Source organism: Agrobacterium sp. 10T429, assembly GCF_056393925.1.
In genome coordinates, this window is record NZ_JBFTGV010000001.1 from 687106 (window position 1) to 708830 (window position 21725).

The 21725-nt window shown below is 59.4% G+C and carries 17 protein-coding genes and 2 tRNA genes; 7 read left to right on the plus strand and 12 right to left on the minus strand.

Features of this window, described 5'->3' with window-relative positions; all coding sequences use genetic code 11:
* The first annotated feature begins 39 nt into the window (after positions 1-39).
* The gene (locus AC1DCP_RS03340) at positions 40-3507 is read left to right on the plus strand and encodes a chromosome segregation SMC family protein (RefSeq protein ID WP_065688072.1); all 3468 of its coding nucleotides are present in this window, start codon (positions 40-42) and stop codon (positions 3505-3507) included.
* Between the two features lie 271 nt (positions 3508-3778).
* Here AC1DCP_RS03340 and AC1DCP_RS03345 read toward each other — a convergent pair whose 3' ends face one another.
* A complete protein-coding gene (locus AC1DCP_RS03345; RefSeq protein WP_065688073.1) occupies positions 3779-4756 on the minus strand; it encodes a VOC family protein in 978 nt (325 codons plus the stop codon).
* 228 nt (positions 4757-4984) lie between these two features.
* On the opposite strand from AC1DCP_RS03345, the gene ppdK reads away from it, so the two are divergent.
* Positions 4985-7711, plus strand: a complete 2727-nt coding sequence (gene ppdK, locus AC1DCP_RS03350; RefSeq protein ID WP_065688074.1) for a pyruvate, phosphate dikinase — start codon at positions 4985-4987, stop codon at positions 7709-7711.
* On the opposite strand, the gene AC1DCP_RS03355 is transcribed toward ppdK, so the two are convergent.
* The 3 genes from AC1DCP_RS03355 to AC1DCP_RS03365 all read right to left on the minus strand — a co-directional run bounded on the left by AC1DCP_RS03355 (position 7689) and on the right by AC1DCP_RS03365 (position 10035).
* Entirely contained in the window at positions 7689-7961 is a 273-nt protein-coding gene (locus AC1DCP_RS03355) for a hypothetical protein (RefSeq protein ID WP_003511845.1), read from the minus strand. The two genes, ppdK and AC1DCP_RS03355, sit on opposite strands and share 23 nt — an antisense overlap.
* A 184-nt stretch (positions 7962-8145) precedes the next feature.
* Positions 8146-8478: an MliC family protein gene (locus tag AC1DCP_RS03360; RefSeq protein ID WP_162696038.1), complete on the minus strand. Its 333-nt coding sequence runs from the start codon at positions 8476-8478 to the stop codon at positions 8146-8148.
* A gap of 192 nt (positions 8479-8670) precedes the next feature.
* Complete coding sequence (locus AC1DCP_RS03365) at positions 8671-10035, minus strand: dicarboxylate/amino acid:cation symporter (RefSeq protein WP_065688076.1); 1365 nt, start codon at positions 10033-10035, stop codon at positions 8671-8673.
* 531 nt (positions 10036-10566) lie between these two features.
* On the opposite strand from AC1DCP_RS03365, the gene AC1DCP_RS03370 reads away from it, so the two are divergent.
* Positions 10567-11487, plus strand: coding sequence for a DUF1499 domain-containing protein (locus AC1DCP_RS03370; protein WP_013635638.1), 921 nt, complete (start codon positions 10567-10569; stop codon positions 11485-11487).
* 123 nt (positions 11488-11610) lie between these two features.
* On the opposite strand, the gene AC1DCP_RS03375 is transcribed toward AC1DCP_RS03370, so the two are convergent.
* Complete coding sequence (locus AC1DCP_RS03375; RefSeq protein WP_065661284.1) at positions 11611-12519, minus strand: MBL fold metallo-hydrolase; 909 nt, start codon at positions 12517-12519, stop codon at positions 11611-11613.
* A gap of 202 nt (positions 12520-12721) precedes the next feature.
* Here AC1DCP_RS03375 and AC1DCP_RS03380 point away from each other — a divergent pair.
* The 3 genes from AC1DCP_RS03380 to AC1DCP_RS03390 all read left to right on the plus strand — a co-directional run bounded on the left by AC1DCP_RS03380 (position 12722) and on the right by AC1DCP_RS03390 (position 14333).
* Positions 12722-12796 (plus strand) — tRNA-Gln (locus AC1DCP_RS03380).
* A gap of 156 nt (positions 12797-12952) precedes the next feature.
* On the plus strand, positions 12953-13333 hold the full coding sequence (locus AC1DCP_RS03385) for a hypothetical protein (protein WP_065661283.1): 381 nt from the start codon (positions 12953-12955) through the stop codon (positions 13331-13333).
* Between the two features lie 88 nt (positions 13334-13421).
* A complete protein-coding gene (locus AC1DCP_RS03390) occupies positions 13422-14333 on the plus strand; it encodes a S1 family peptidase (RefSeq protein WP_065661282.1) in 912 nt (303 codons plus the stop codon).
* A 119-nt stretch (positions 14334-14452) separates the two neighbouring features.
* Here AC1DCP_RS03390 and mqo read toward each other — a convergent pair whose 3' ends face one another.
* Both mqo and AC1DCP_RS03400 read right to left on the minus strand, forming a co-directional pair.
* Positions 14453-16186 carry a malate dehydrogenase (quinone) gene (mqo, locus tag AC1DCP_RS03395; protein WP_025592695.1) on the minus strand — a complete coding sequence of 578 codons (1734 nt, stop codon included), beginning with the start codon at positions 16184-16186 and terminating at the stop codon, positions 14453-14455.
* Positions 16187-16575: 389 nt separating this feature from the next.
* Entirely contained in the window at positions 16576-16995 is a 420-nt protein-coding gene (locus AC1DCP_RS03400; RefSeq protein ID WP_003511854.1) for a hypothetical protein, read from the minus strand.
* A gap of 264 nt (positions 16996-17259) precedes the next feature.
* On the opposite strand from AC1DCP_RS03400, the gene AC1DCP_RS03405 reads away from it, so the two are divergent.
* Positions 17260-17336 (plus strand) — tRNA-Pro (locus AC1DCP_RS03405).
* A 161-nt stretch (positions 17337-17497) separates the two neighbouring features.
* On the opposite strand, the gene AC1DCP_RS03410 is transcribed toward AC1DCP_RS03405, so the two are convergent.
* From AC1DCP_RS03410 to AC1DCP_RS03430, 5 genes are all read right to left on the minus strand, one after another.
* Positions 17498-17818 carry a hypothetical protein gene (locus tag AC1DCP_RS03410; RefSeq protein WP_065688077.1) on the minus strand — a complete coding sequence of 107 codons (321 nt, stop codon included), beginning with the start codon at positions 17816-17818 and terminating at the stop codon, positions 17498-17500.
* Positions 17815-18036 carry a hypothetical protein gene (locus AC1DCP_RS03415; RefSeq protein ID WP_003511857.1) on the minus strand — a complete coding sequence of 74 codons (222 nt, stop codon included), beginning with the start codon at positions 18034-18036 and terminating at the stop codon, positions 17815-17817. Before AC1DCP_RS03415 ends, AC1DCP_RS03410 begins: the two co-directional genes overlap by 4 nt.
* A 410-nt stretch (positions 18037-18446) precedes the next feature.
* Positions 18447-19928, minus strand: a complete 1482-nt coding sequence (cysN, locus tag AC1DCP_RS03420) for a sulfate adenylyltransferase subunit CysN (RefSeq protein ID WP_003511861.1) — start codon at positions 19926-19928, stop codon at positions 18447-18449.
* Positions 19928-20881 carry a sulfate adenylyltransferase subunit CysD gene (gene cysD / locus AC1DCP_RS03425; protein ID WP_003511863.1) on the minus strand — a complete coding sequence of 318 codons (954 nt, stop codon included), beginning with the start codon at positions 20879-20881 and terminating at the stop codon, positions 19928-19930. The genes cysN and cysD overlap by 1 nt, the downstream gene beginning before the upstream one ends.
* Before the next feature lie 27 nt (positions 20882-20908).
* Positions 20909-21691 carry a phosphoadenylyl-sulfate reductase gene (locus AC1DCP_RS03430; protein WP_161986904.1) on the minus strand — a complete coding sequence of 261 codons (783 nt, stop codon included), beginning with the start codon at positions 21689-21691 and terminating at the stop codon, positions 20909-20911.
* Between the last annotated feature and the right edge of the window lie 34 nt (positions 21692-21725).

A 21725-nucleotide genomic window follows, 5' to 3' on the forward strand; every position in this document is an offset into this window, starting at 1 on the left:
CGTTTTTTATTGCCGTTATTTCAGGCGGAGCGGAGCGGCATGAAGTTCAACAAGCTCCGCGTCGTCGGTTTCAAATCCTTCGTTGAACCCTCGGAATTCATCATCGAGCCGGGTCTGACCGGTGTCGTCGGTCCCAATGGTTGCGGCAAGTCCAATCTGGTCGAAGCGCTTCGCTGGGTGATGGGCGAAAACTCCTACAAGAACATGCGCGCATCCGGCATGGATGACGTCATCTTCTCCGGTTCCGGCAATCGCCCGGCCCGCAACACCGCCGAGGTCGGCCTTTATCTCGACAATTCCGATCGCACCGCGCCCGCCGCCTTCAACGATGCCGATGAAATTCAGGTGACGCGCCGCATCGAGCGCGAAAACGGCTCGGTCTATCGCATCAACGGCAAGGAAGCGCGCGCCAAGGATGTGCAGCTTCTGTTTGCCGATGCCTCCACCGGCGCGCGTTCGCCCTCGATGGTGGGGCAGGGGCGTATCGGTGAACTCATCAATGCCAAGCCGCAGGCCCGCCGCCAGCTTCTGGAAGAGGCGGCCGGCATTTCCGGCCTGCATTCCCGTCGCCATGAAGCGGAGCTTCGCCTGCGCGCTGCCGAAACCAATCTGGAGCGGCTGGAGGATGTGACCGCCCAGCTTGAAAGCCAGATCGAAAGCCTGAAACGCCAGGCGCGGCAGGCCAACCGTTTCAAGATGCTGTCGGCGGATATCCGCGCCCGCGAGGCGACCCTGCTGCATATCCGCTGGGTAGAAGCCAAGGAAGCCGAAGGCGAAGCGGAAAGCGCGCTTAATCAGGCCACGAACATCGTTGCCGAAAAGGCGCAGGCGCAGATGGAGGCGGCCAAACAGCAGGGCATTGCCAGCCTGAAGCTGCCGGAACTGCGCGAGGATGAAGCGCGGGTCGCTGCCGCCCTGCAACGTCTGCAGATTGCCCGCACCCAGCTGGATGACGAGGCGAACCGCCTGCTTCGCCGCCGTGATGAGCTGGCGCGCCGTCTATCGCAGCTTGGCGAAGACATCGTTCGCGAAGAACGGCTTGTCTCTGATAACGCCCAGATCCTTGCACGGCTCGATGAGGAAGAGGCAGACCTTCTCGAAATTCTCGCCGATTCCGGTCGTCATGCCGAAGAGATGCGCGAAGCCTTTGAGGCAGCTGCCGCTAAACTGACTGAAAGCGAAACCGTTTTCACTGCCATCACCGCCGAGCGCGCCGAGGCCGCCGCCGGGCGCCAGCAGCTGGAACGGGCGATCCGCGAGCTTTCCGATCGTAAACTCCGGCTGGAACGCCAGTCGCAGGAGGCATCCTCCGAGATCGATGCCGTCGATGAAAAACTCTCCGGCCTTCCCGATCCTTCGGAGCGCCGCGAGGCGGTCGAGGCAGCCGAGATCGCGGTGGAAGACGCTCTGATCGTGGCGGAGGAAGCCGAAGCCGCCGTTGCCGAGGCGCGTTCCGCCGAAGCGCTGGCGCGCGGCCCGCTGGAAACGGCGAGAAACCGGCTGAACGCTCTGGATACGGAAGCGCGCACCATCACCAAAATCCTGGCGGCCAGTGCTGCCGCCAATGGCAGCTTCACGCCGGTGGCGGAAGAAATGACGGTGGAACGTGGTTTTGAGGCAGCGATTGGTGCAGCCCTTGGCGACGACCTCGAAAGTGCCCTTGATCCCGCTGCTCCCGCCTATTGGGCCGGCAATGGTGATGGTGCGGGCGATCCTGCTTTGCCGCAGGGCGTCAAGCCGCTTTTGAACTATGCGCAGGCGCCGGACGCATTAAGGCGCGGTCTCGCCCAGATCGGCGTTGCAGCCGACACTGCGGAAGCCTTGCGCCTGATGCCGTCGCTGAAGGCCGGTCAGCGGCTGGTGACGCGCGAGGGCGCGCTGTTTCGCTGGGATGGCCACATCGCCAGCGCTGATGCGCCGGGAGCCGCCGCCCTTCGTCTGGCACAAAAGAACCGGCTTGCCGAAATCGAGACGGAACTGGAAGAGGCCCGTTTCAGTCTGGAGGAGGCCGAAGAACAGCTCTCCATCAGGACCGACGACATCAGAAGCGCCGAGTTGCGGCTTTCGGAAGTGCGCGACAGAAGCCGGCTGGTGACGCGTCATCTTGCCGAGGCACGAGAGGCGCTGACATCAGCCGAACGCGCCTCGGGCGATCTTCTGCGCCGCCGGGATATCGTCTCGGAAGCGCTGAACCAGATCGGCGCGCAGATCGACGAGATCGTCGTTCAGGAAGAAATCGCCCGCATCGAAATGGAAGATGCACCGGATCTTTCCGCCCTTGATCTGCGCCTGCGTGAAAGCCAGCTGGAAGTCGCCACAGACCGTGGCCTGCTGGCAGAAGCGCGCGCCCGCCACGAGGGGGTGAGCCGCGAGGCGGAAAGCCGCCAGCGCCGGCTTCAGGCAATCGCGCAGGAGCGCTCCACCTGGGCATCGCGGGCCGCCAGTGCCGCCGATCACATCGCCACCCTGCGTGAGCGTGAGGAAGAGGCGCGCGAGGAAATCGCCGAACTGGACATTGCGCCGGAAGAGTTCGACGAGAAACGCCGCAACCTCCTGACCGAGCTTCAGAAAACCGAAGACGCCCGCCGCTTGGCCGCGGACCGGCTGGCCGAGGCGGAAAACCTGCAACGCGCCGCCGACCGCGTTGCCACCACCGCCCTTTCCGAACTGGCAGAAGCCCGGGAGAAGCGCGGCCGCGCCGAAGAGCGGCTTGTTTCTGCCCGCGAGAAGCGGCAGGAAACCGAACATCGCATCCGCGAAACGCTAAATACCGAGCCGCATATGGCGCTGCGCCTGACCGGCCTTGGTCCCGACCAGCCGAAACCAGATATTCGCGATGTCGAGCGCGATCTCGACCGGCTGAAGATAGAGCGTGAGAGGCTGGGCGCCGTCAACCTGCGTGCCGAGGAAGAGCAGGCGGAGCTTTCCGCCAAGCTCGCGGCCCTCATCAAGGAACGCGACGATATCATCGACGCGGTGCGCAAGCTGCGCGCCGGTATCCAGAACCTCAACCGCGAAGGCCGTGAACGGTTGATTGCGGCCTTCGATGTGGTCAATTCGCAGTTCCAGCGGCTTTTCACCCATTTGTTTGGTGGTGGCACGGCGGAATTGCAGCTGATCGAATCCGACGATCCGCTGGAAGCCGGCCTGGAAATTCTCGCCCGTCCTCCGGGCAAGAAGCCGCAGACCATGACGCTGCTTTCCGGCGGTGAACAGGCGCTGACGGCCATGGCGCTGATCTTTGCGGTCTTCCTCACCAATCCCGCACCAATCTGCGTGCTGGACGAGGTGGACGCGCCGCTCGACGACCATAATGTCGAGCGTTACTGCAACCTGATGGACGAAATGGTTGCCTCCACCGAAACGCGTTTCGTCATCATCACCCACAATCCCATCACCATGGCGCGCATGAACCGTCTCTTCGGCGTCACCATGGCCGAACAGGGCGTGTCGCAACTGGTTTCCGTGGATTTGCAGACTGCCGAGCAACTGCGCGAAGCCGTCTGAGTTTCCCGTTCCGGGTCTACCCCTTAAGCCTTTTCCATCGCGAATTTATCTGGCCGCATCACCCATTCGGGTGGGCGACAATGCGCGGCATTTTGCTATGTCTTTTTGAAAGGAATTTGGGCTCTTTCCAGACCCCCCATCCGGTTTCCTGTACCGGATGGAAAGCCTTGCGAGGTCGCTGCCGTGGCCTCGCAAGGCTTTTTTTTGGTGTTGTGCCTCGCGTCCCTCGTTCCTGTACCAGTCACAGGAAACCAGCCGGCTCGCCGCCCTCTTATACCGGCACCAACCGCAGCCGCGTGCCCCACGGATCAATCGCTTCCACAACCTTGTTTTCCATCTCCACCAGCACATAACCGGCCGCCCGCAGCCGCGTTTTCTGCGCTTCAAGGTCCGTGGGATTTTTGATGGCAAGAGAGAACCAGTCGAGGCCGGTTTCAGTGGCGTTGCGCTCTTTCGCGCCCCGGCTGTTCCATGTGTTGACGGCCAGATGGTGGTGATATCCGCCCGATGACAGGAAGGAGGCATCCGAACGGGCATCCTGCGTCGGTTTGAGACCAACGGCTTCCTCGTAAAAGGCGCGTGCGGTAGCAATCTCGCCGACCCGCAGGTGAATATGCCCGATGCGCATGCCGGAAGGTGCGGCCTCGTAATCGCTCTTTTTGGTGTCGGTCAGCGTTACGAGATCATCGACGTCGAGCGGTTCGGTCCCCATCTTAACCACGCTGCCGCTCCAGACCCATGTGTCCTTCGGCCGGTCGCTGTAAACCTCTATGCCGTTGCCTTCGGGATCGTTGAGATAGACCGCTTCACTGACATTATGGTCGGCAAAGCCTGTGAGCGGCACCTGCCTTAACGCCGCATGTACCAGCCACCGCGCCAGATCCTTGCGGGTGGGCATCAGATAGGCGATGTGGAACAGGCCGGCTGAGGTGGGGCTTTCATAATCCGCCGTTGGCTTGTGAACGAGATCAAGCAGGGGAACGGTGCCGGCGCCGAGCGTCACGCCCCGTGCGTTGCGCGCAACCTCATTCAACCCGAGCACGGAACGGTAATAATCGATCATCGGATCGAGATCGCGCACCCGAAGCGCCGCCTGACTGACATGCATCGGCGTGGTCAGCGCAAAGGGAAGGGCGGTGCTTGCACTTGCTGCGGGTGGGGCGCCTTCTGCTCTAAGAGCACCGGCAAGGGCGGTGGCGGCGCAAGAAATTCCGGCAAATTTCAACGTGTGGCGGCGAGTAAATTGCATGAATAATCTCTTTTTGGGCGATGTGAATGGCTTAGGGAACACTCCGTTTCTGCGCACTACACGAATGCGTCAGTAACGCTGTTATTTTGCTTTTGCGGCAATTCTGGCGCGCAATTCGCCGCAATTATGCTGCACTGCGATGTAAACTGGACGTTGTGGCGTTTCCAACATGCTGCCAATGCTGTAGATGATAGAAAAATGACAACGCTTCTGGGTGGAGAGCGTGGAATGAAAAAGTGGGTTTATACCTTCGGCAACGGTGCTGCCGAAGGCCGGGCAGGTGACGTTGCTATATTGGGCGGCAAGGGTGCAAACCTTGCCGAAATGGCAAGTCTCGGCCTTCCCGTTCCCCCCGGCCTCACCATCATAACCGATGCCTGCGCCCTTTATCACAAGAACGGCCGCGATCTCCCCGAAGAGCTGAAGCTGCAGGTCATGGCCGGCCTTCACGGCATGGAAGCCGTGACCGGCAAGACATTCGGCGGCAGCCAGACGCCGCTGCTGTTGTCGGTCCGATCAGGCGCGCGTGCCTCAATGCCGGGTATGATGGACACGGTGCTTAATCTCGGCCTCAACGACCGCACGGTGCAGGCGCTGGGCCACGATGCGGGCGACGCCCGTTTCGCCTGGGACAGCTATCGCCGATTCATCCAGATGTATGCCGATGTCGTCATGGGTCTCGACCATGAGCTGTTCGAGGAAATTCTCGAAGATGAGAAGGGCCGGCTCGGCCATGAATACGATACCGATATGTCGGCGGTCGAGTGGCAGCATGTCGTTGCGCTTTACAAGCAACTGATCGAGGACGAGTTGGGAGAGGCTTTCCCGCAGGATTGCCATGTTCAGCTCTGGGGCGCGATCGGTGCAGTCTTTGCCAGCTGGACGAACCATCGCGCCGTGACCTATCGACACCTGCACAATATTCCCGGCGACTGGGGCACGGCGGTCAACGTCCAGGCCATGGTCTTTGGCAATCTCGGCTCGTCATCGGCAACCGGCGTTGCCTTCACCCGCAATCCCTCCACCGGAGAGGCGGAGCTTTACGGCGAGTTCCTCGTCAATGCCCAGGGTGAAGATGTGGTGGCGGGCATCCGCACGCCGCAATCCATCACCGAGGCCGCGAGGCTGGCGTCGGGTTCCGACAAACCATCCATGGAAAAGCTGATGCCGGAGGCTTTCGCCGAGTTCATGGTGATCTGCAAGCGGCTGGAGACCCACTATCGCGACATGCAGGATCTGGAATTTACCATCGAGCGCGGCAAGCTCTGGATGCTCCAGACCCGTTCCGGCAAGCGCACCACACGCGCCGCCATGAAGATCGCCGTCGATATGGTCGAGGATGGGTTGATTTCGCAGGAAGAAGCCGTCTGCCGCATCGAGCCGTCATCGCTCGACCAATTGCTGCACCCCACCATCGATCCCGGTATATCCCGGCCCATCATCGGCTCCGGCCTGCCTGCCTCCCCGGGTGCGGCAACCGGCGAGATCGTCTTTACCTCGGAAGAAGCGGTCGCTGCGGAAGCTGAAGGCCGAAGCGTCATTCTGGTCCGCATCGAAACCAGTCCGGAAGATATTCACGGCATGCATGCCGCCGAAGGCATTTTGACGACGCGCGGCGGTATGACCAGCCACGCCGCCGTGGTAGCGCGCGGCATGGGCATTCCCTGCGTTACCGGTGCGGGTTCGATGCGCGTCGATATGCGCAACAAGGTGCTGATCGGCGTTGGCTGCATGCTGAAACGCGGCGATGTCATCACCATCGACGGCTCTTCTGGCCGGGTGATGAAAGGTGAAGTGCCGATGACGCAGCCTGAACTGTCAGGCGACTTCGGCAAGCTGATGCAATGGGCCGATAATCTGCGCCGTATGACAGTGCGCACCAACGCCGATACACCGGCCGATGCCCGCGCCGCCCGTGCTTTCGGTGCAGAAGGTATAGGTCTTTGCCGCACCGAGCATATGTTCTTCGAAGGCGACCGCATTCATGTGATGCGCGAGATGATTCTCGCCGAAAGCGAAAAGGGCAGGCGGGCAGCGCTTGACCGGCTTTTGCCGATGCAGCGTTCGGATTTCACCGAGCTTTTCCAGATCATGCACGGCCTGCCGGTGACGATCCGCCTGCTTGATCCGCCGCTGCACGAATTCCTGCCGAAGAGCGATGGCGAGATCGTAGAGGTCGCCGCCGCCATGGGCATGCCGCAGACCGTATTCCGCCAGCGGCTGGATGCGCTGCACGAATTCAACCCCATGCTCGGCCATCGCGGCTGCCGGCTTGCCATTTCCTATCCCGAAATTGCCGAAATGCAGGCGCGCGCCATTTTTGAGGCTGCGGTTGCGGCGGCGCGCATCACCGGTGCGCCTGTCGTGCCTGAGATCATGGTGCCGCTGGTCGGCCTCCGGTCCGAACTCGATTACGTTAAGGCCGTCATCGACACTGTGGCCGCCGAGGTGGCGGAAGAGACCGGCATGACGCTCGAATATCTGACCGGCACCATGATCGAGTTGCCGCGTGCGGCGCTGCGCGCGCATGTGATTGCGGAAGCTGCGGAGTTCTTCTCCTTCGGCACCAACGATCTGACGCAGACGACCTTCGGCATTTCCCGTGACGACGCGGCACGTTTCATCAACACCTATCAGCGCAAGGGCATTATTGAACGCGACCCGTTCATCTCGCTCGATTTCGACGGTGTGGGAGAGCTGATCCGCATTGCCGCCGAGCGCGGCCGCCAGACGCGTCCGGAGCTGAAACTCGGCATCTGCGGCGAACATGGCGGCGACCCGGCCTCGATCCATTTCTGCGAGGATGCGGATCTCGACTACGTGTCTTGCTCGCCCTTCCGCGTGCCCATCGCGCGTCTTGCCGCCGCGCAGGCGACACTTGCCGCAAGGGCAAGGCAGGGTGAAAACGCCAGCAATGTCGCCTTCATTCCGGTCAGGGGTTTGGTTGGACGATGATCCGCCGCTCCACCACCACCGGACGATAGAACATGTCGCGGTTCATCTGCGCCTGCCAGGCGCGGTTGTCGGCGCGACGATCCATTTCCAAATCGAGAAGGCAACCCGCCATGGGGTCGGTGCCGGGGCGGAAACCATAACCCCGGCATGTCGCCTCATCCCGCGCCCGGCGCTCTTCCGGAGTCAGCGTCTGGCAGGCGGTGAGCGCCAGCAGAGCGGCGAGCGAACCTAAGACGATGGAAACGCGCATTTTGTTTCTCCCTAGAACATGACAGCCGGGCGGCACTTTTATCGCCGCGATTGATACGCCTGATTCATGATCGGGAAAAGCGGGTGAAGACTGGAAAGTTGCATCGTCCATTATTGCCTGATGCCGCAATCTTCTTTTCACGCCAGGGATGGCCGCGGCCGCCACCCGTTCTTGTTTTGCATTATTACTCTGAGCAGCCGTCCAGTATCGTGCCCCTGCTATCTTCAAGCGAGGCGTTGCTGCCTTTCGTGCGTAAAGTGTAACTATAGTTCGGGTCCATTGCGTTATAAATCGCTCCGGACGCCGATATTGTTTCCGCCATAGTTATCATTTCTTCCATCTGCTGCAGGATCGCGAAGCTTTTTCCATCGGCGCCGTTGACGTACACTACACGTAGGACTTCGTTGTTGGCGCACGAATAGGACACGGAATCAACAGTTGTTCCCGCTGCTGCGGTCAAATTAGGGAATGCAATGAAAGAGAAAATACTCAGGAGAATTATAGAAGATTTTTTCATATTTTTTCTCGGTGCAATTTTGTTTCCCATAATTATATTAGGATAATTGCAGTTAAAATTGATGATTCGCAAATTTATACTTCAATATTTTTGGGATTATTGTCAATGTGGGCGTCGCTAAAGTGATAGCGACGCCCATCATGGAGATATGAAGGTACCACCCCGGCGGCACCACTTTCAGTCGTTCTTTGTTCAGGCAGGAACCGCGTCGCGGTCATCGAGTGCCTCGATGTCCTTGGCGTTGTTGTAGACTGCCTCGTCCAGAATGCCTTCACGTTTGGCGACGATGGTGGGCACCAGCGCCTGACCGGCGACGTTGACGGCCGTGCGCCCCATGTCGAGGATCGGGTCGATGGCGAGCAGCAGGCCAACACCTTCGAGCGGGAGACCGAGCGTGGAGAGCGTCAGCGTCAGCATCACCACGGCACCCGTGAGACCCGCCGTTGCGGCCGAGCCAAGCACCGAGACGAACACGATCAGCGCATAGTCCTGAATGCCGAGCGGCACCTGGAAGAACTGGGCGATGAAGATCGCCGAAATCGCCGGATAGATGGCGGCGCAGCCGTCCATCTTGGTGGTGGCGCCGAGCGGCACGGCGAAGGCGGCATATTCGCGCGGCACGCCGAGGCTCTTTTCCGTCACGGTTTCGGTGACGGGCAGGGTGCCGATGGAGGAGCGCGACACGAAGGCGAGCTGGATTGCCGGCCATGCGCCCGCAAAGAAGCGCGATGGCTTCAGGCCATGGGCGAGAAGCAGCGCCGGATAGACCACGAAGAGAACCAGCGCCAGACCGATATAAACGGCCGCCGCATACCAGCCAAGCTGCGAAAGCGTCGTCCAGCCATATTGGTCAACGGCGCGACCGAGCAGGCCGATGGTGCCAATGGGCGTGAGGCGGATGACCCACCACAGGATCTTGCGCACGATGGCAAGCAGCGACTGGTTGAAGGCAAGGAACGGCTCCGCCGCCTTGCCCGCTTTCAGCGCCGCGACACCAAAGGCAATCGACACCACGAGCAACTGCAACACGTTGAAGTTCAGCGAGGTGCTGGCGGAACCGTTATTGACCTTGGTCGAGGCCTCGAGGCCGAACACATTGGCCGGGACGAGACCCTTCAGGAAGTCGAGCCAGGAACCGGTGGAGGAGGGTGCTGCCGCTGCCGTATTGGCAATCGCGGTGTTCACGCCCGGCTGAATGACGAGGCCAAGTACGATGCCGATGACCACGGCGATCAGCGCCGTGATGGCGAACCACAGAAGCGTCTGCCAGACGAGCTTTGCCGCATTGGAGAGGTTCTTGAGATTGGCAATGGAGGCGACGATGGCCGTGAAAATCAGCGGCGGCACCAGCGCGCGCAACAGCTGCACGAAAATGCTGCCGATGGTCTGCAACGTCACGGAAAGCCAGTTCGGGCTGCCGGCGGCATCAGGACCGATATTGCGCGCAACGAGCCCGAGCAGCAGGCCGATGACCATGGCGATCAGAACCTGAAAGCCGAAGTTGCGATAAAAGGGTTTTGGCCCGGATGAGGGGGCTGGCGTCGTTGCCTGTGACATGGCTTGTCTCTTTTTTATGCAAGAAAACGAGGATAATGCACTTTTTACACGCATTCTCGAAGGAAGGGACGAAGAATACGCCGATTTCCTCAGCAAATAAGGGATGAGCTTGCGTATTTGTTGCACTGCCGATGCATTATTCTCTTAAGGGGAGGTAATGCGGAAAAATATTCCGCTCTATCGTGGACGTGGCCTTTCACGCGCTCAAAACGATGTCGGAGGCTTGAAGAGCGTTTGCGTTTGCTGACGCCGTTGCATTCCCACTCCGTCACCCCGGACCAGATCCGGGGTCCATTGCGATCAAGTCCTTGATCGCGGCAGGCTTCTTTCATCATGCAGACGCGCCGTGCCTCGATGCCGGATCAAGCCCGGCGTGACAAAGGTGGGTTTACGCACTTTACCCGCAGATCAGACCCGTCCTTGTTTTCCTAACCGCAAATCCGGTCTATGACATCATATGCAGGTGATTCCCTTGCCAGATTTCGGGTGCAACGCTTTTACGCCAATGCGATCTAACGGATATCCGCTTCCATGACTGTGCGTTTTGTCCGGCCTTTTTCAGTTGCAGCCTATCTTTCCCGCTATCTCGGTATGGCGGCGCTGGCGCTTTTTCTTGTCGCCGCTGGCATCCACCGTTTCGGACCGTTGACGACGCCCGATCTCGTCGGCCTGCTGATGATAGCCGCTGGAATCGCTCTGGTGGCGATGCTTCTGGCGTTGGTTGGTCTTGAACGGCTATGGACCACGGGTGCGCGCGGCGGCCTTTCTGCGCTTGCCGCGCTGCTGTTGTCGGCGCTGCCGCTCGGCGTCGTCGGTTACGGCGCATTTCTTTACTGGCAGCAGCCAAAGATTTACGACATCTCCACCGATCTTGCCGATGCGCCGGAATGGCTGGTGCCGCCCGTTGCCAATCAGCAATGGCTGGCAAGACCGGCCACTGTTGCAAAAGCGGACCGGGACGCGCAGGCGGTGGCCTATGCGAGCCTTGCCGGACGCCGTTATGAAGGTGCGATAGACCGCATCTACACCGCCGCCAAAAAAATGGCCGCCGCCCAGAGCATCCGCATCACCCATACCAAAGGCGTCATCGGCACGGTGGAGCCGCCCTCCGTCGGCGTTCCCGAACAGGACAAGTCTCAGCCGACCGAGGAAGCGCCGGTAGAGGACCTGCCCTCCATCGTGCCGGTTCCCATGGCACGGCCGGTCGAGGCACCGCAGCCCACCTTCTTTAACGGCAGCGGCGTGGTGCTGATGCAGGGCGAAAAGCGCACGCGCATATGGGGCCTGCGTTTCGACATCCTCATCCGCCTGAAAGAAGAGGCGGAAACCACGATCGTCGATGTGCGCGTTGCCTCCCGGTACGGCCCGCACGATCTTGGCATGGGAGCAGCAATCGCAGAAGCCTATCTCGATGCGCTGGATGCGGAAATGCAGGGCCTGAACGACAATTGAGGCTTAGTTTCCTTCTTCGTCATTCCGGCTCAATGCCGGAACGACGGGAAAATGCGACGGTGGTTGAAATGTTTGAACCGGATATGATGACGCCGATCTGAGCGTTACGCCCACACGCTAGCCTCACGCCGGAAAATATTCCCCCAGCAACGAAGGCGCACCCTCGGTCCGCACCTCGCCCTTTTCGATCAGGTCTTCGATATGGGCCAGTACGGAAAGTGCCGCAGCCCCGTGCAGGCGTTTGTCGGTGCTGGCATAGATCACCTTCACCATATCGGCGATCCGCCGGTCGCCTTCCCGGATGCGCTTCAGAACCGCCCGTTCCCGCATGCGGCGGTGGGCGCGAAGCCCGCGCATGAAGGCTGCGGGATCGTTGACCGGGCCGCCATGGCCGGGCAGGAACAGCCGGTCGTCGCGGGCGAGCAGGCGCTCCAGCGAGGCCATGTAATCGCTCATCGACCCATCAGGCGGTGCGACGATGGTGGTGGCCCAGGCCATGACGTGATCGGCGGAAAAGACGATGCCGCTGCCTTCCACTGCGAAAGCGGCGTGGTTGGCGGTGTGCCCCGGCGTGTGCAGCGCCGTCAGCGCCCAGCCGTCGCCGGAAAGGCTCTGCCCGTCGCCAAGTGCCACATCCGGCACGAAAGCCGTATCGGAACTTTCGGCAAAGGGATTGGTCTCACCCACATGCAGTGGCCGGGCGGCGCGGTGCGGGCCTTCCGCAACCGTGATAGCGCCGGTCGCCTGCCGCAGCCGCTGCGCAAGCGGCGAGTGGTCGCGATGTGTGTGGCTGACGAAGATATGGGTGACCTCGCGTCCATCAAGCGCCGCCATCAGCGCCTGAAAATGCGCCTCATCCTCCGGGCCGGGATCGATGACGGCAACGGACCGGTCGCCGACGATATAGGAGTTGGTGCCATGGAAGGTAAACGCGGAAGGATTGTTGACGGTGATGCGCTGGATGAGCGGGGCAACGGGAACCGCCTCGCCATAGGCCGGCCTGAAATCGAGATCGAATGCCGGGTCCGCCATCAAGACCTCCTGAAATATGCCATGCCACGCAGAGCCGCAGCCTCAGCCGCGCAATCGCCAAGCCCTAACATGCCATGTCAGGCACGGCATCCAAAAAGCTTGGATTTTGTGAAAAAATAAGCCGTCAGGTCATTGCCGCGTCGGGCAGGCTTTGCTAATCAGGCCCGGTTCAGGCAGCGGCGTTTCGCCCAAGCTGCCCTGTTGGGGCGTCGCCAAGCGGTAAGGCACCGGTTTTTGGTACCGGCATTCCCAGGTTCGAATCCTGGCGCCCCAGCCATCATCTTATTTATCAATAAAATAAGTTACTTAGTGAATATTAGGATAAGCTAAGTGTTATGGCCTCGTGGCCAGTCCATATGGCCTTTTGAGTCGCCCAAAGACACGTTAGATTGTGACTGAAATTTGCGAGTCGGGGGCAATTGAAGTGGACATCATGGGCGCACTGGGTTTAGCCAGCCAGACAATTAAAATCGCAAGAGACTTACGAGACATCGAAAGGGACTTGGACTCGGCGGGTTTCAAAGCTCAGATGGCCGAGCTTTATGGAAATCTTGCAGACATAAAAATGGCTTTGAGCGATGCAAAAGAAGACCTCCACGAAAAAGATGCGGAAATTAAAAAGCTTCAGGCAGAGATAAAGTCTCTAAAATCTGGTGAAACCTGTCCCCTTTGCCAAAGCGGACAACTAAAGGTAACTTCGGTCGTAAATGATCCAACTTTTGGAATATTTGGACACAAGCAGCATACCCTTACGTGCCAAAATGAGGCTTGCGGTCATCGTGAAACCCGAAAAGTCGTCCCGCCTGAGCGTTAATTAGGCGCTCGGGATTGCTCTTTTTCTCTATTGCTAGCCGCCATAGCGCGGGTTCTGAGCATCTCAATCCGCTTTTTGAGGTCGAGTTTTGAAATTGCCGTGGTTAGAGATATTTAAAAGAAAAAGAGCGGAGTCACCGCCGGTAGTGTTGCCGCCTCTCGAAGGGACGGATGACAACGCCTTTTATCAAATTACAGATGATAGCGGAAACGTCTTGGATGATGCGACGCGAATGGTCGTGCCGCTGTTTTCGTATCCAACAAAGCCCGGCGATCCAGTGAGGATGCTTGGAACCGGCTTTTTCATAGCCCCACGGTTGATTGCTACAGCAAAGCACGTTGTCGATGAGGTTCTGGATCGAACTGCACCAGACGGGCTTGTAAGGCAAAAATCTGCGTTGATGACGATGGTGCGACGTTCCAATAGCTCTGCGTTTGAAGAGCGGCGAATTCACATTGTGAGCACCGTCGATGGGTGTGACGTAGCCGTATGCCAAGTTGACGCGGGTTCAAGATGTGAAAAATGCGCTCCCCTCAGAATATCGAAAGCCGAAGTAGGAGAAACGGTTTTTACTTTCGCGTTTCCCAACACAGAAATCGTTGATCGCGATGGGAAGCATGTGCTTGTGACGAATCCTGCATTCTATCGCGGCGAGGTCGTTGAGTATTATCCGGAAGGGCGCGACAAATATCTGCTTTCTTGGCCGTTGTATCACGTAGACTTCCACATGCACCCCGGCGCTAGCGGCGGCCCGGTGTTCGACCGGTCAGGCTTCGTGATCGGCATAAACTGCGCTAGTATGGAACCAGAGCGAAGCATAGCTTATGTCACTGACATAGAAAACGTGAAGCACGCGGTGGTCTCCAACGTTACATACGGGAACAAACCTCCCATGAATATGACCATTGGAGAGATGATAAAGAATAGTTACATCGATCCATTCCCGCAACTCAAAGGTAAAGCTGTGTTTAAGCACGTCAACAAAATCAACCTGTTGTAGATCCTCGGGACAAGCCGGAGGATGAAGGAGGAATGACTGGCCAAGTTTGTTCCCAACAAAAAACGCCGCGTCTTCAACAAGGCGCGACGTTTTTATTTTTCAAGGCTGGAAGTTTCGCCTTAAAGCGCGATATCGGGAACCTTCTTCACCGGCGCGCCAGCAGGTGCCGCTCCCGCGCCCTTCAGCGCGCCAAGATCGATCTGCGGCGGGGTCGGCAATTGCAGGTGCTCGGCCGTATAGGCCCATTCCTGCTGCACTTTTTCCGGGTCGTCATTGAGCTTGGTGCCGTAGCTCGGAACGATCTGGCGGATCTTGGCCTGCCATTCCGGTGTTGCCACCTTGTCCTTGAAGACCTTTTCCAGAACGCTCAGCATGATCGGTGCGGCCGTGGAGGCGCCAGGGGAGGCGCCGAGCAGACCGGCGATGCTGCCATCCTGCGCGGCGACGATTTCCGTGCCGAGCCTGAGTACACCGCCCTTTTCCTCGTCGCGCTTGATGATCTGCACGCGCTGGCCCGCCTGCCACAGACGCCATTCGCCCTGTTTCGCGTTCGGGAAATACTCCTTCAACGCGGCAAAGCGGTCGTCGTCCGACATCATCAACTGGCCGGCGAGATATTCCACCAGCGGATATTCATCGATGCCAACGCGCACCATCGGCCAGGCATTGCTTGTCGTGACGGAGGAGACGAGATCGAAATAGGAGCCTTCCTTCAGGAACTTGGTGGAGAAGGTGGCGAAAGGTCCAAACAGGATGACGCGCTTGCCACCAAGCACGCGGGTATCGAGGTGTGGAACCGACATGGGCGGCGAGCCGACCGAGGCCTTGCCGTAGGCCTTGGCCAGATGCTGCATCGTCACGTCAGGATTGTCGTTGATCAGGAACGAGCCACCGACCGGGAAACCGGCGTAATTGTCGCCTTCCGGAATACCGGACATTTGCAACAGATGCAGCGCACCGCCGCCGGCGCCGATGAACACGAATTTCGCATCCACGGTCTGCTCAGCATCGGTCTTCAGGTTGCTATAGGTCACGCGCCAGCTGCCATCGGCATTGCGCTGGATATCGGAAACCTCGCTGTTGACCTGCAGGTCGAAATTCCGGTCGCTTTGCAGATGCGAAACGAACTGGCGGGTGATCTCGCCGAATTCCATGTCGGTGCCGAGCGGCGACCAGGTCGCGCCGATCTTCTGGGAAGGATCGCGCCCTTCCATCATCAGCGGCACCCATTTCTTAAGCTGCTCGGGGTCGCTGGAATATTCCATGCCGGCAAAAAGCGGGCTTGCCTTCAGCGCTTCGTAGCGCTTTTCGAGATAGGCGATGTTCTCATCGCCCCAGACGAAGCTCATATGCGGCGTGTGGTTGATGAAGGAGCGCGGGTTCTTCAAAACGCCGTTACGCACCTGCCATGCCCAGAACTGCCGGGAAATCTGGAAGGATTCGTTGATGTTGACGGCTTGGCTGATCTTGATGTTGCCGTTGTCGTCTTCCGGCGTGTAGTTCAGCTCGGCAAGCGCGGAATGGCCGGTGCCGGCATTGTTCCAGCCGTTGGAGCTTTCAAGCGCCACGCCGTCCAGCCGCTCGAGCATCTGCATCGACCAGGTTGGCTCCAGTTCACGCAGCCACACGCCGAGCGTCGCGCTCATGATGCCGCCACCGATCAGAAGCACGTCGACCTTCTTGGTAGCCGTATTGGCGAGAAGCGAGGATGTCGGCAGCGCTGTTGCTGCAAGCCCTGCGAGCGCAGTGCCGAGAACCTGTCTGCGGTTCATTGGAAGCGCATGGGAGGGAAGCGCGTCTGAGGAAAGATCAGTGAGCTGGGATTTGTCTTGATCGATGGGAGTCACGGCCATACCTGATTCTTGTTTTGTGTTAAAAACACTCCTCCCAGCCGCCCCGTTACAGCAAAGCCGAAACAGGCACAACCCTGACTTATTCACTCCAGTTCAAGCGCTTTTGCGTGGATTTTGCCGGGACATAAGGTCGCATTGGCAGTTTTTGCCATTTTGCGGATTGTCATTTTTGTGGTTGCGAGGATTAGACGGTGCTTTCAAACGGTTGAAAGTGTCTCAAGCGCGAATATCGCGAAAACGCCGTCAATTCGGCGTTCGCCGCGCTTAGCGGATCAGGTTGCGCTGGTCCGTGTGAAAAAAATTCAGGAAAAATGACAATAATCGCAAAAAAGTGAAAAGGCCCGCCGGTTAGGGCAGGCCTTGGCTCGTTTCGTCAGCTGGACGAAAACTCAGTTTGCGGCGAGGAATTCCGCGCAATAGCTCGGGCCGTTGACGCCGGGGCGGTCGGAAACCGTGCGTACCGAAGTGATCGTGTAGTCGCTGGAGACGGTGAGCTGAACCGTGCAGGAGAGCGAGGCGGTGCGGGCGGGCGAAATCTGGCGACCCTTCTTGCCGTCCTTGCCTTCTTCGAACTTGGCCGGAATGGTGGCCTTCTTGTAACCGCCGCGCCAGTTATAGATGGTCGAGCTGCCGGTTTCCGTGTCGCTCAGCGGCGGGCCGAATTTTGCAAAGAAAATACCTGCGGACTGACCGACCCACCGCGTTTCAACGGGGCTCTTCTGGGTGAAGGAAGGGGCAGAGCCCGTCGATGTCGTACAGGCGGAGAGCGCAATGGCGAGCCCTGCGAGCGTTACGCTGCGAAATAGCATGGTGAAATGTCCTTTGTGCCGTGTCCGGCTTCCCGCCGGTCATTACGTTCCCCTAGCAGATTTGGCGGCGACGGGCAGGGGAGCTGTGCCGCTTGACGAAAATTTCCTGCCACAATTGCTTTTTTGTAACGTTTTCACACACGCCGCCCGGTGCGGCAGGCACTTGGCGACCGCCCTTCGCAGCGCGTTGAAAACTTGTCACAAAAAATGCAATATGCCGCTTGTCGAATGCTAGAGGCTGGTCTATAGAAGCGCCGCTGGTCACGGAGTGTAGCGCAGTCTGGTAGCGCACGTCGTTCGGGACGACGGGGTCGGAGGTTCGAATCCTCTCACTCCGACCAGCTTAAGCCCAATATTTCCCGGGGCTTTCAAATGATCCCAACACTTTCTCAAGATCCTTGGATCAAGGCATCGTACCGAGACCTGACGGTTTAAAACCCGACGGGTAAACGCATTCGGCGTCCGCGGCTGCAAGTCACGACTTCGGTGATTGCACGGAAGGTCAATTTCTCCTCCTCGCCAACGGGAGAATGAGCAAAACGCAAACAACAGCCGTCGGCCAGAAGTCGGTTAAACCATCCCAGGACCAATTCCAGAAGTAATAACCCTCCAGATGGGGAGGAGGCATTTCTACGGACACCTCGTAGTCCCGCTTTTCCCGGCCATGAAAATGACCGGCGGCGAAGGCCAGACCGATTATCCACGCCACTCTCCAGCTAACGAGCAGGCGAAACAGAACGGCGACAATCGCCGCCATGATGACGGCTTCTAGAATGTGCCCCGCCCAATCCCAATGGTCTTGAATGTAGGTCCAGTCGATCATCGGTAGCGGTAATCACCGCGCCAGTCGCGACGATCGCGCCAATCCCTCCGGTCGCGCCAGTCGCGACGGTCATAGTCACGGTAGTGGCGATCGCGTTCATAGGTGCGGTAGTACACGCCTGTCGTATAATATCCGCCGCTACGGTAGCCCCGATCATCGACACAGCCGCTTAGGATGCCCACCGAAACCAGGCAGATCGCTGCAGTCAGAATTTTCATAATCTTCATCTCCAAATGACGGACACTAACGTGCGCTGAACCACGCAGTTCCATTGCTCAGAGAGTGAGGTGTCGGTCATTAACCGGGCCTGAACACAGCGCCATGACGCTGGCCATCTTCTAGGCTCTGCCAAGCGTCGAAAACTTGATGCGTTTGACGTTATCGACTGCGATGAAGCCGTCGTCAGCGCAGTCGCAGGGAACGCAACCGCGCCTCAACCGTTATCCCACCACAACAACGATGGAGGATAACATGCTAAAAGGTATTGCACTGTGGGCAATGGGTGTTCCGATTTTTGTGATCATCCTGCTTTACATGTTCGTGTTTTAAACGAGGCCTGATCCAAAGGCTTTCAAACAAAAAAGGCGACCGCTTGGACGGTCGCCTTTTTGTTGTGCGCGCGTGTCTGTCAGTCCAGATCGCTGATCAGCCGTGAGGCTGTCGCGCCATCCGTGCGGCGGATGTCGATCTCGTCGCGGTGCTTGGCCAGCAGTTCGCTTGCCAGAAGCTTCTCGGCAAGATGGGCGGGCAGGGAGAGAATGACGCGGTCACCCTGTTCTTCCGTCGCGCCAACGCTGCGTTTGCCGGCAATCATGCCACCCGCCACCGTGTTGTTGGTGTCGGGGTCGATCAGGATGAAAGAGCCCGTTGCCCGGTTCTGCTCATAGGCATCGAAGATCGCCGTCTCGTCGAAGGAGAGCCGCACCTTGCCGATGGCGTTCATCGGCAGCGATGTCTCGTGCGCCTGCCATTCGCCTTCTTTCAGGTTGAGCTGGCTGACCGGCTGCACGCTGACGCGCTGGCGGCGGCTGCCGCTTTTCAGCCAGTAACGTTTGCCGGCCTCGATGCCACCCGGCTGCAACGCCACGATCTGCGCGTCGAAGGCAAGCCCTGTCTGCGGTTGTGCCTCGATGGACACGATCATGTCGCCGCGCGAGACGTCCACCTGACGGTCGAGAACGAGCGTGACCGCGTCACCAGCAACGGCGGCGTTACGCACCAGATCGAAAGTGACGATCTGCTTGACATTCGCGACCATGCCCGACGGCAGCACGACAACGCTGTCGCCCGGCTTGACCGAGCCGCCGGCAACCGTGCCCTGATAACCGCGGAAACTTTCGCCGGGGCGCGACACGCGCTGTACAGGGAAGCGGAAACCACCCGATTGCGCCGAGCGCACCGTGGCAAGCTCCAGCGTTTCGACCAGCGTCGGGCCTTCATACCAGGGCATGGAGGCCTTGCCTGATAGCACGACGTTTTCGCCCTTCAGCGCCGACATTGGAATGGCTGTGATCTGCTTGATGCCGAGGTCGGAGGCGAAATCGCGGAATTCGTGGGCGATCAGCTCAAAACCGGCCTTGTCGTAATTCGTCAGGTCGATCTTGTTGATGGCCAGCACGAATTGCCGGATGCCCATCAGCGCCGCGATGGTGGCGTGTCGGCGTGTCTGTTCCAGAATGCCGGTGCGCGCATCGACCAAAAGTACGGCGAGATCGGCCGTGGAAGCGCCGGTCGCCATGTTGCGGGTATATTGCTCATGGCCGGGCGTGTCGGCCACGATGAAGGCGCGCCGGTCGGTCGAGAAATAGCGATAAGCGACATCGATGGTGATGCCCTGTTCGCGCTCTGCCTGCAACCCGTCGAGCAGCAGCGCGAAATCGGGCAGGCCGAGATCGTTCTGCTTGCCGCTATCGCGGTGCAGGGTGGCGGCCTGATCTTCCTTGACGGCCTTTGTGTCCCACAGAAGACGGCCGATCAGGGTCGATTTGCCATCATCGACGCTGCCGCAGGTGATGAGACGAAGCGGGCGCGTATCACGCGTCGCCTTCGAATGTTCGGCAAAGGGCAGAATGGTGGCCGTGGAGGCGGTGTTGGTAGCAGCGGCGGTCATCAGAAATAGCCCTCGCGCTTCTTCTTCTCCATCGAGCCGGACTGGTCTCGATCGATGGCGCGGCCCTGCCGCTCGGAAACGGTGGCGATTTCCAGCTCTGCGATGACCTCCTGAAGCGTCGCCGCCTCGGAGTGGATCGCGCCGGTCAGCGGGAAGCAGCCGAGCGTGCGGAAGCGGATCGAGCCGTGCTGGATCTCTTCGCCGGGCAGCAGCTCCAGCCGCTCGTCTTCGGCGAGGATCATCATGCCGTCCCGCTCGATATAGGGGCGCTCGGCAGCGTAATAGAGCGGCACCAGCGGAATGTTTTCCGCCTCGATGTACCGCCAGATATCGACTTCGGTCCAGTTGGAGAGCGGGAAGGCGCGCACGCTTTCACCCTTGCGGACCATGCCGTTATAGATGTTCCACAGCTCAGGGCGCTGGTTGCGCGGGTCCCACTTGTGGTCCGGCGTGCGGAAGGAATAGATGCGCTCCTTGGCGCGGCTTGCTTCCTCGTCGCGGCGTGCACCGCCGAAGGCGGCATCGAACTGACCGGCGTCCAGCGCCTGGCGCAGCGCTTCCGTCTTCATGATGTCGGTGTAGAGCGCCGAACCGTGGGTGAAGGGCGTCACGTTTTCGCTCGCGCCGCGCGGGTTTGTGTAGGAGATGAGATCGAGGTCATATTCCTTGACGATCTTGTCGCGGAATTCGATCATTTCCTTGAATTTCCAGCCCGTATTGACGTGCAGCAGCGGGAAGGGCACGCGGCCTGGGAAGAATGCCTTGCGCGCCAAATGCAGCAGCACGGACGAATCCTTGCCGATGGAATAGAGCATCACGGGATTGTCGAATTCGGCGGCGACTTCGCGGAAGATATGAATGGCTTCGTTTTCAAGCGCCTTCAGATGCGGATCGAGCGGCGGCTTGGATGCGACAGTATTCTTGCTGTCCGTCTCGTGGACTGCGTTGGACATTTTAAACTCCGGAACTGGTCTGAATGATTATCGTTGTGGGATGGCGGAAATGGCGGACGTCTGGTCCGCACCGGCGACGTGAAGACCGCATTCGCGCTTCTCGTCGTTTTCCCACCACCATCGGCCGGCGCGCTCAGGCTCGCCGGGCTTGATAGCGCGTGTACACGGCTCGCAGCCGATGGAGGGGTAACCACGCGCATGCAACGGATTGACGGGAATGTTTTCAGAAGCGACATAGGCCTTGATCTGGTCGATGTCCCAGTCCGCCAAGGCATTGACCTTGATCAGATTACGCTCGGCGTCGAACTCGGCAAAAGGTGTGGTCGCACGATTGCCCGACTGGCCGCGGCGGAGCCCGGTGATCCAGAAGGTGGCACCTTCCAGCGCCTTGCCGAGCGGGATCAGCTTTCTGACATGACAGCAGGCGTGACGGGCCTCGATGCTTTCGTAAAAACCGTTGAGGCCGTATTTTTCGGCATAGGCGTCGAGATCGTCCTGTTCGGGCCGAAAGCGACGGATGTCGATGCCGAAGCGTTCCTCGGTTTCCTCGATGAGATCGACGGTTTCCTTGAAGAGCCGGCCGGTTTCCAGCGTCACGACGTCGATCGGCAACCGGTGGGTGCCGATGGCCGCCGTGATGACCTGGTCCTCGATGCCGAGGCTGGTGGTGAAGACCGCACGGCCGCCAAGACCGGCGATAAAGGAAAGTCGTCCCGCAAGATCGAGCCCGGCAAGCGTGGCGTCGAGGGAAGCGGTATCGGCAGAGGCATTTGCTGAATTGATCGTCATTGTCACGTCCGGGATTTCCATGGCCGATTATTGTTGAAATCGGGCCTCTGGAACA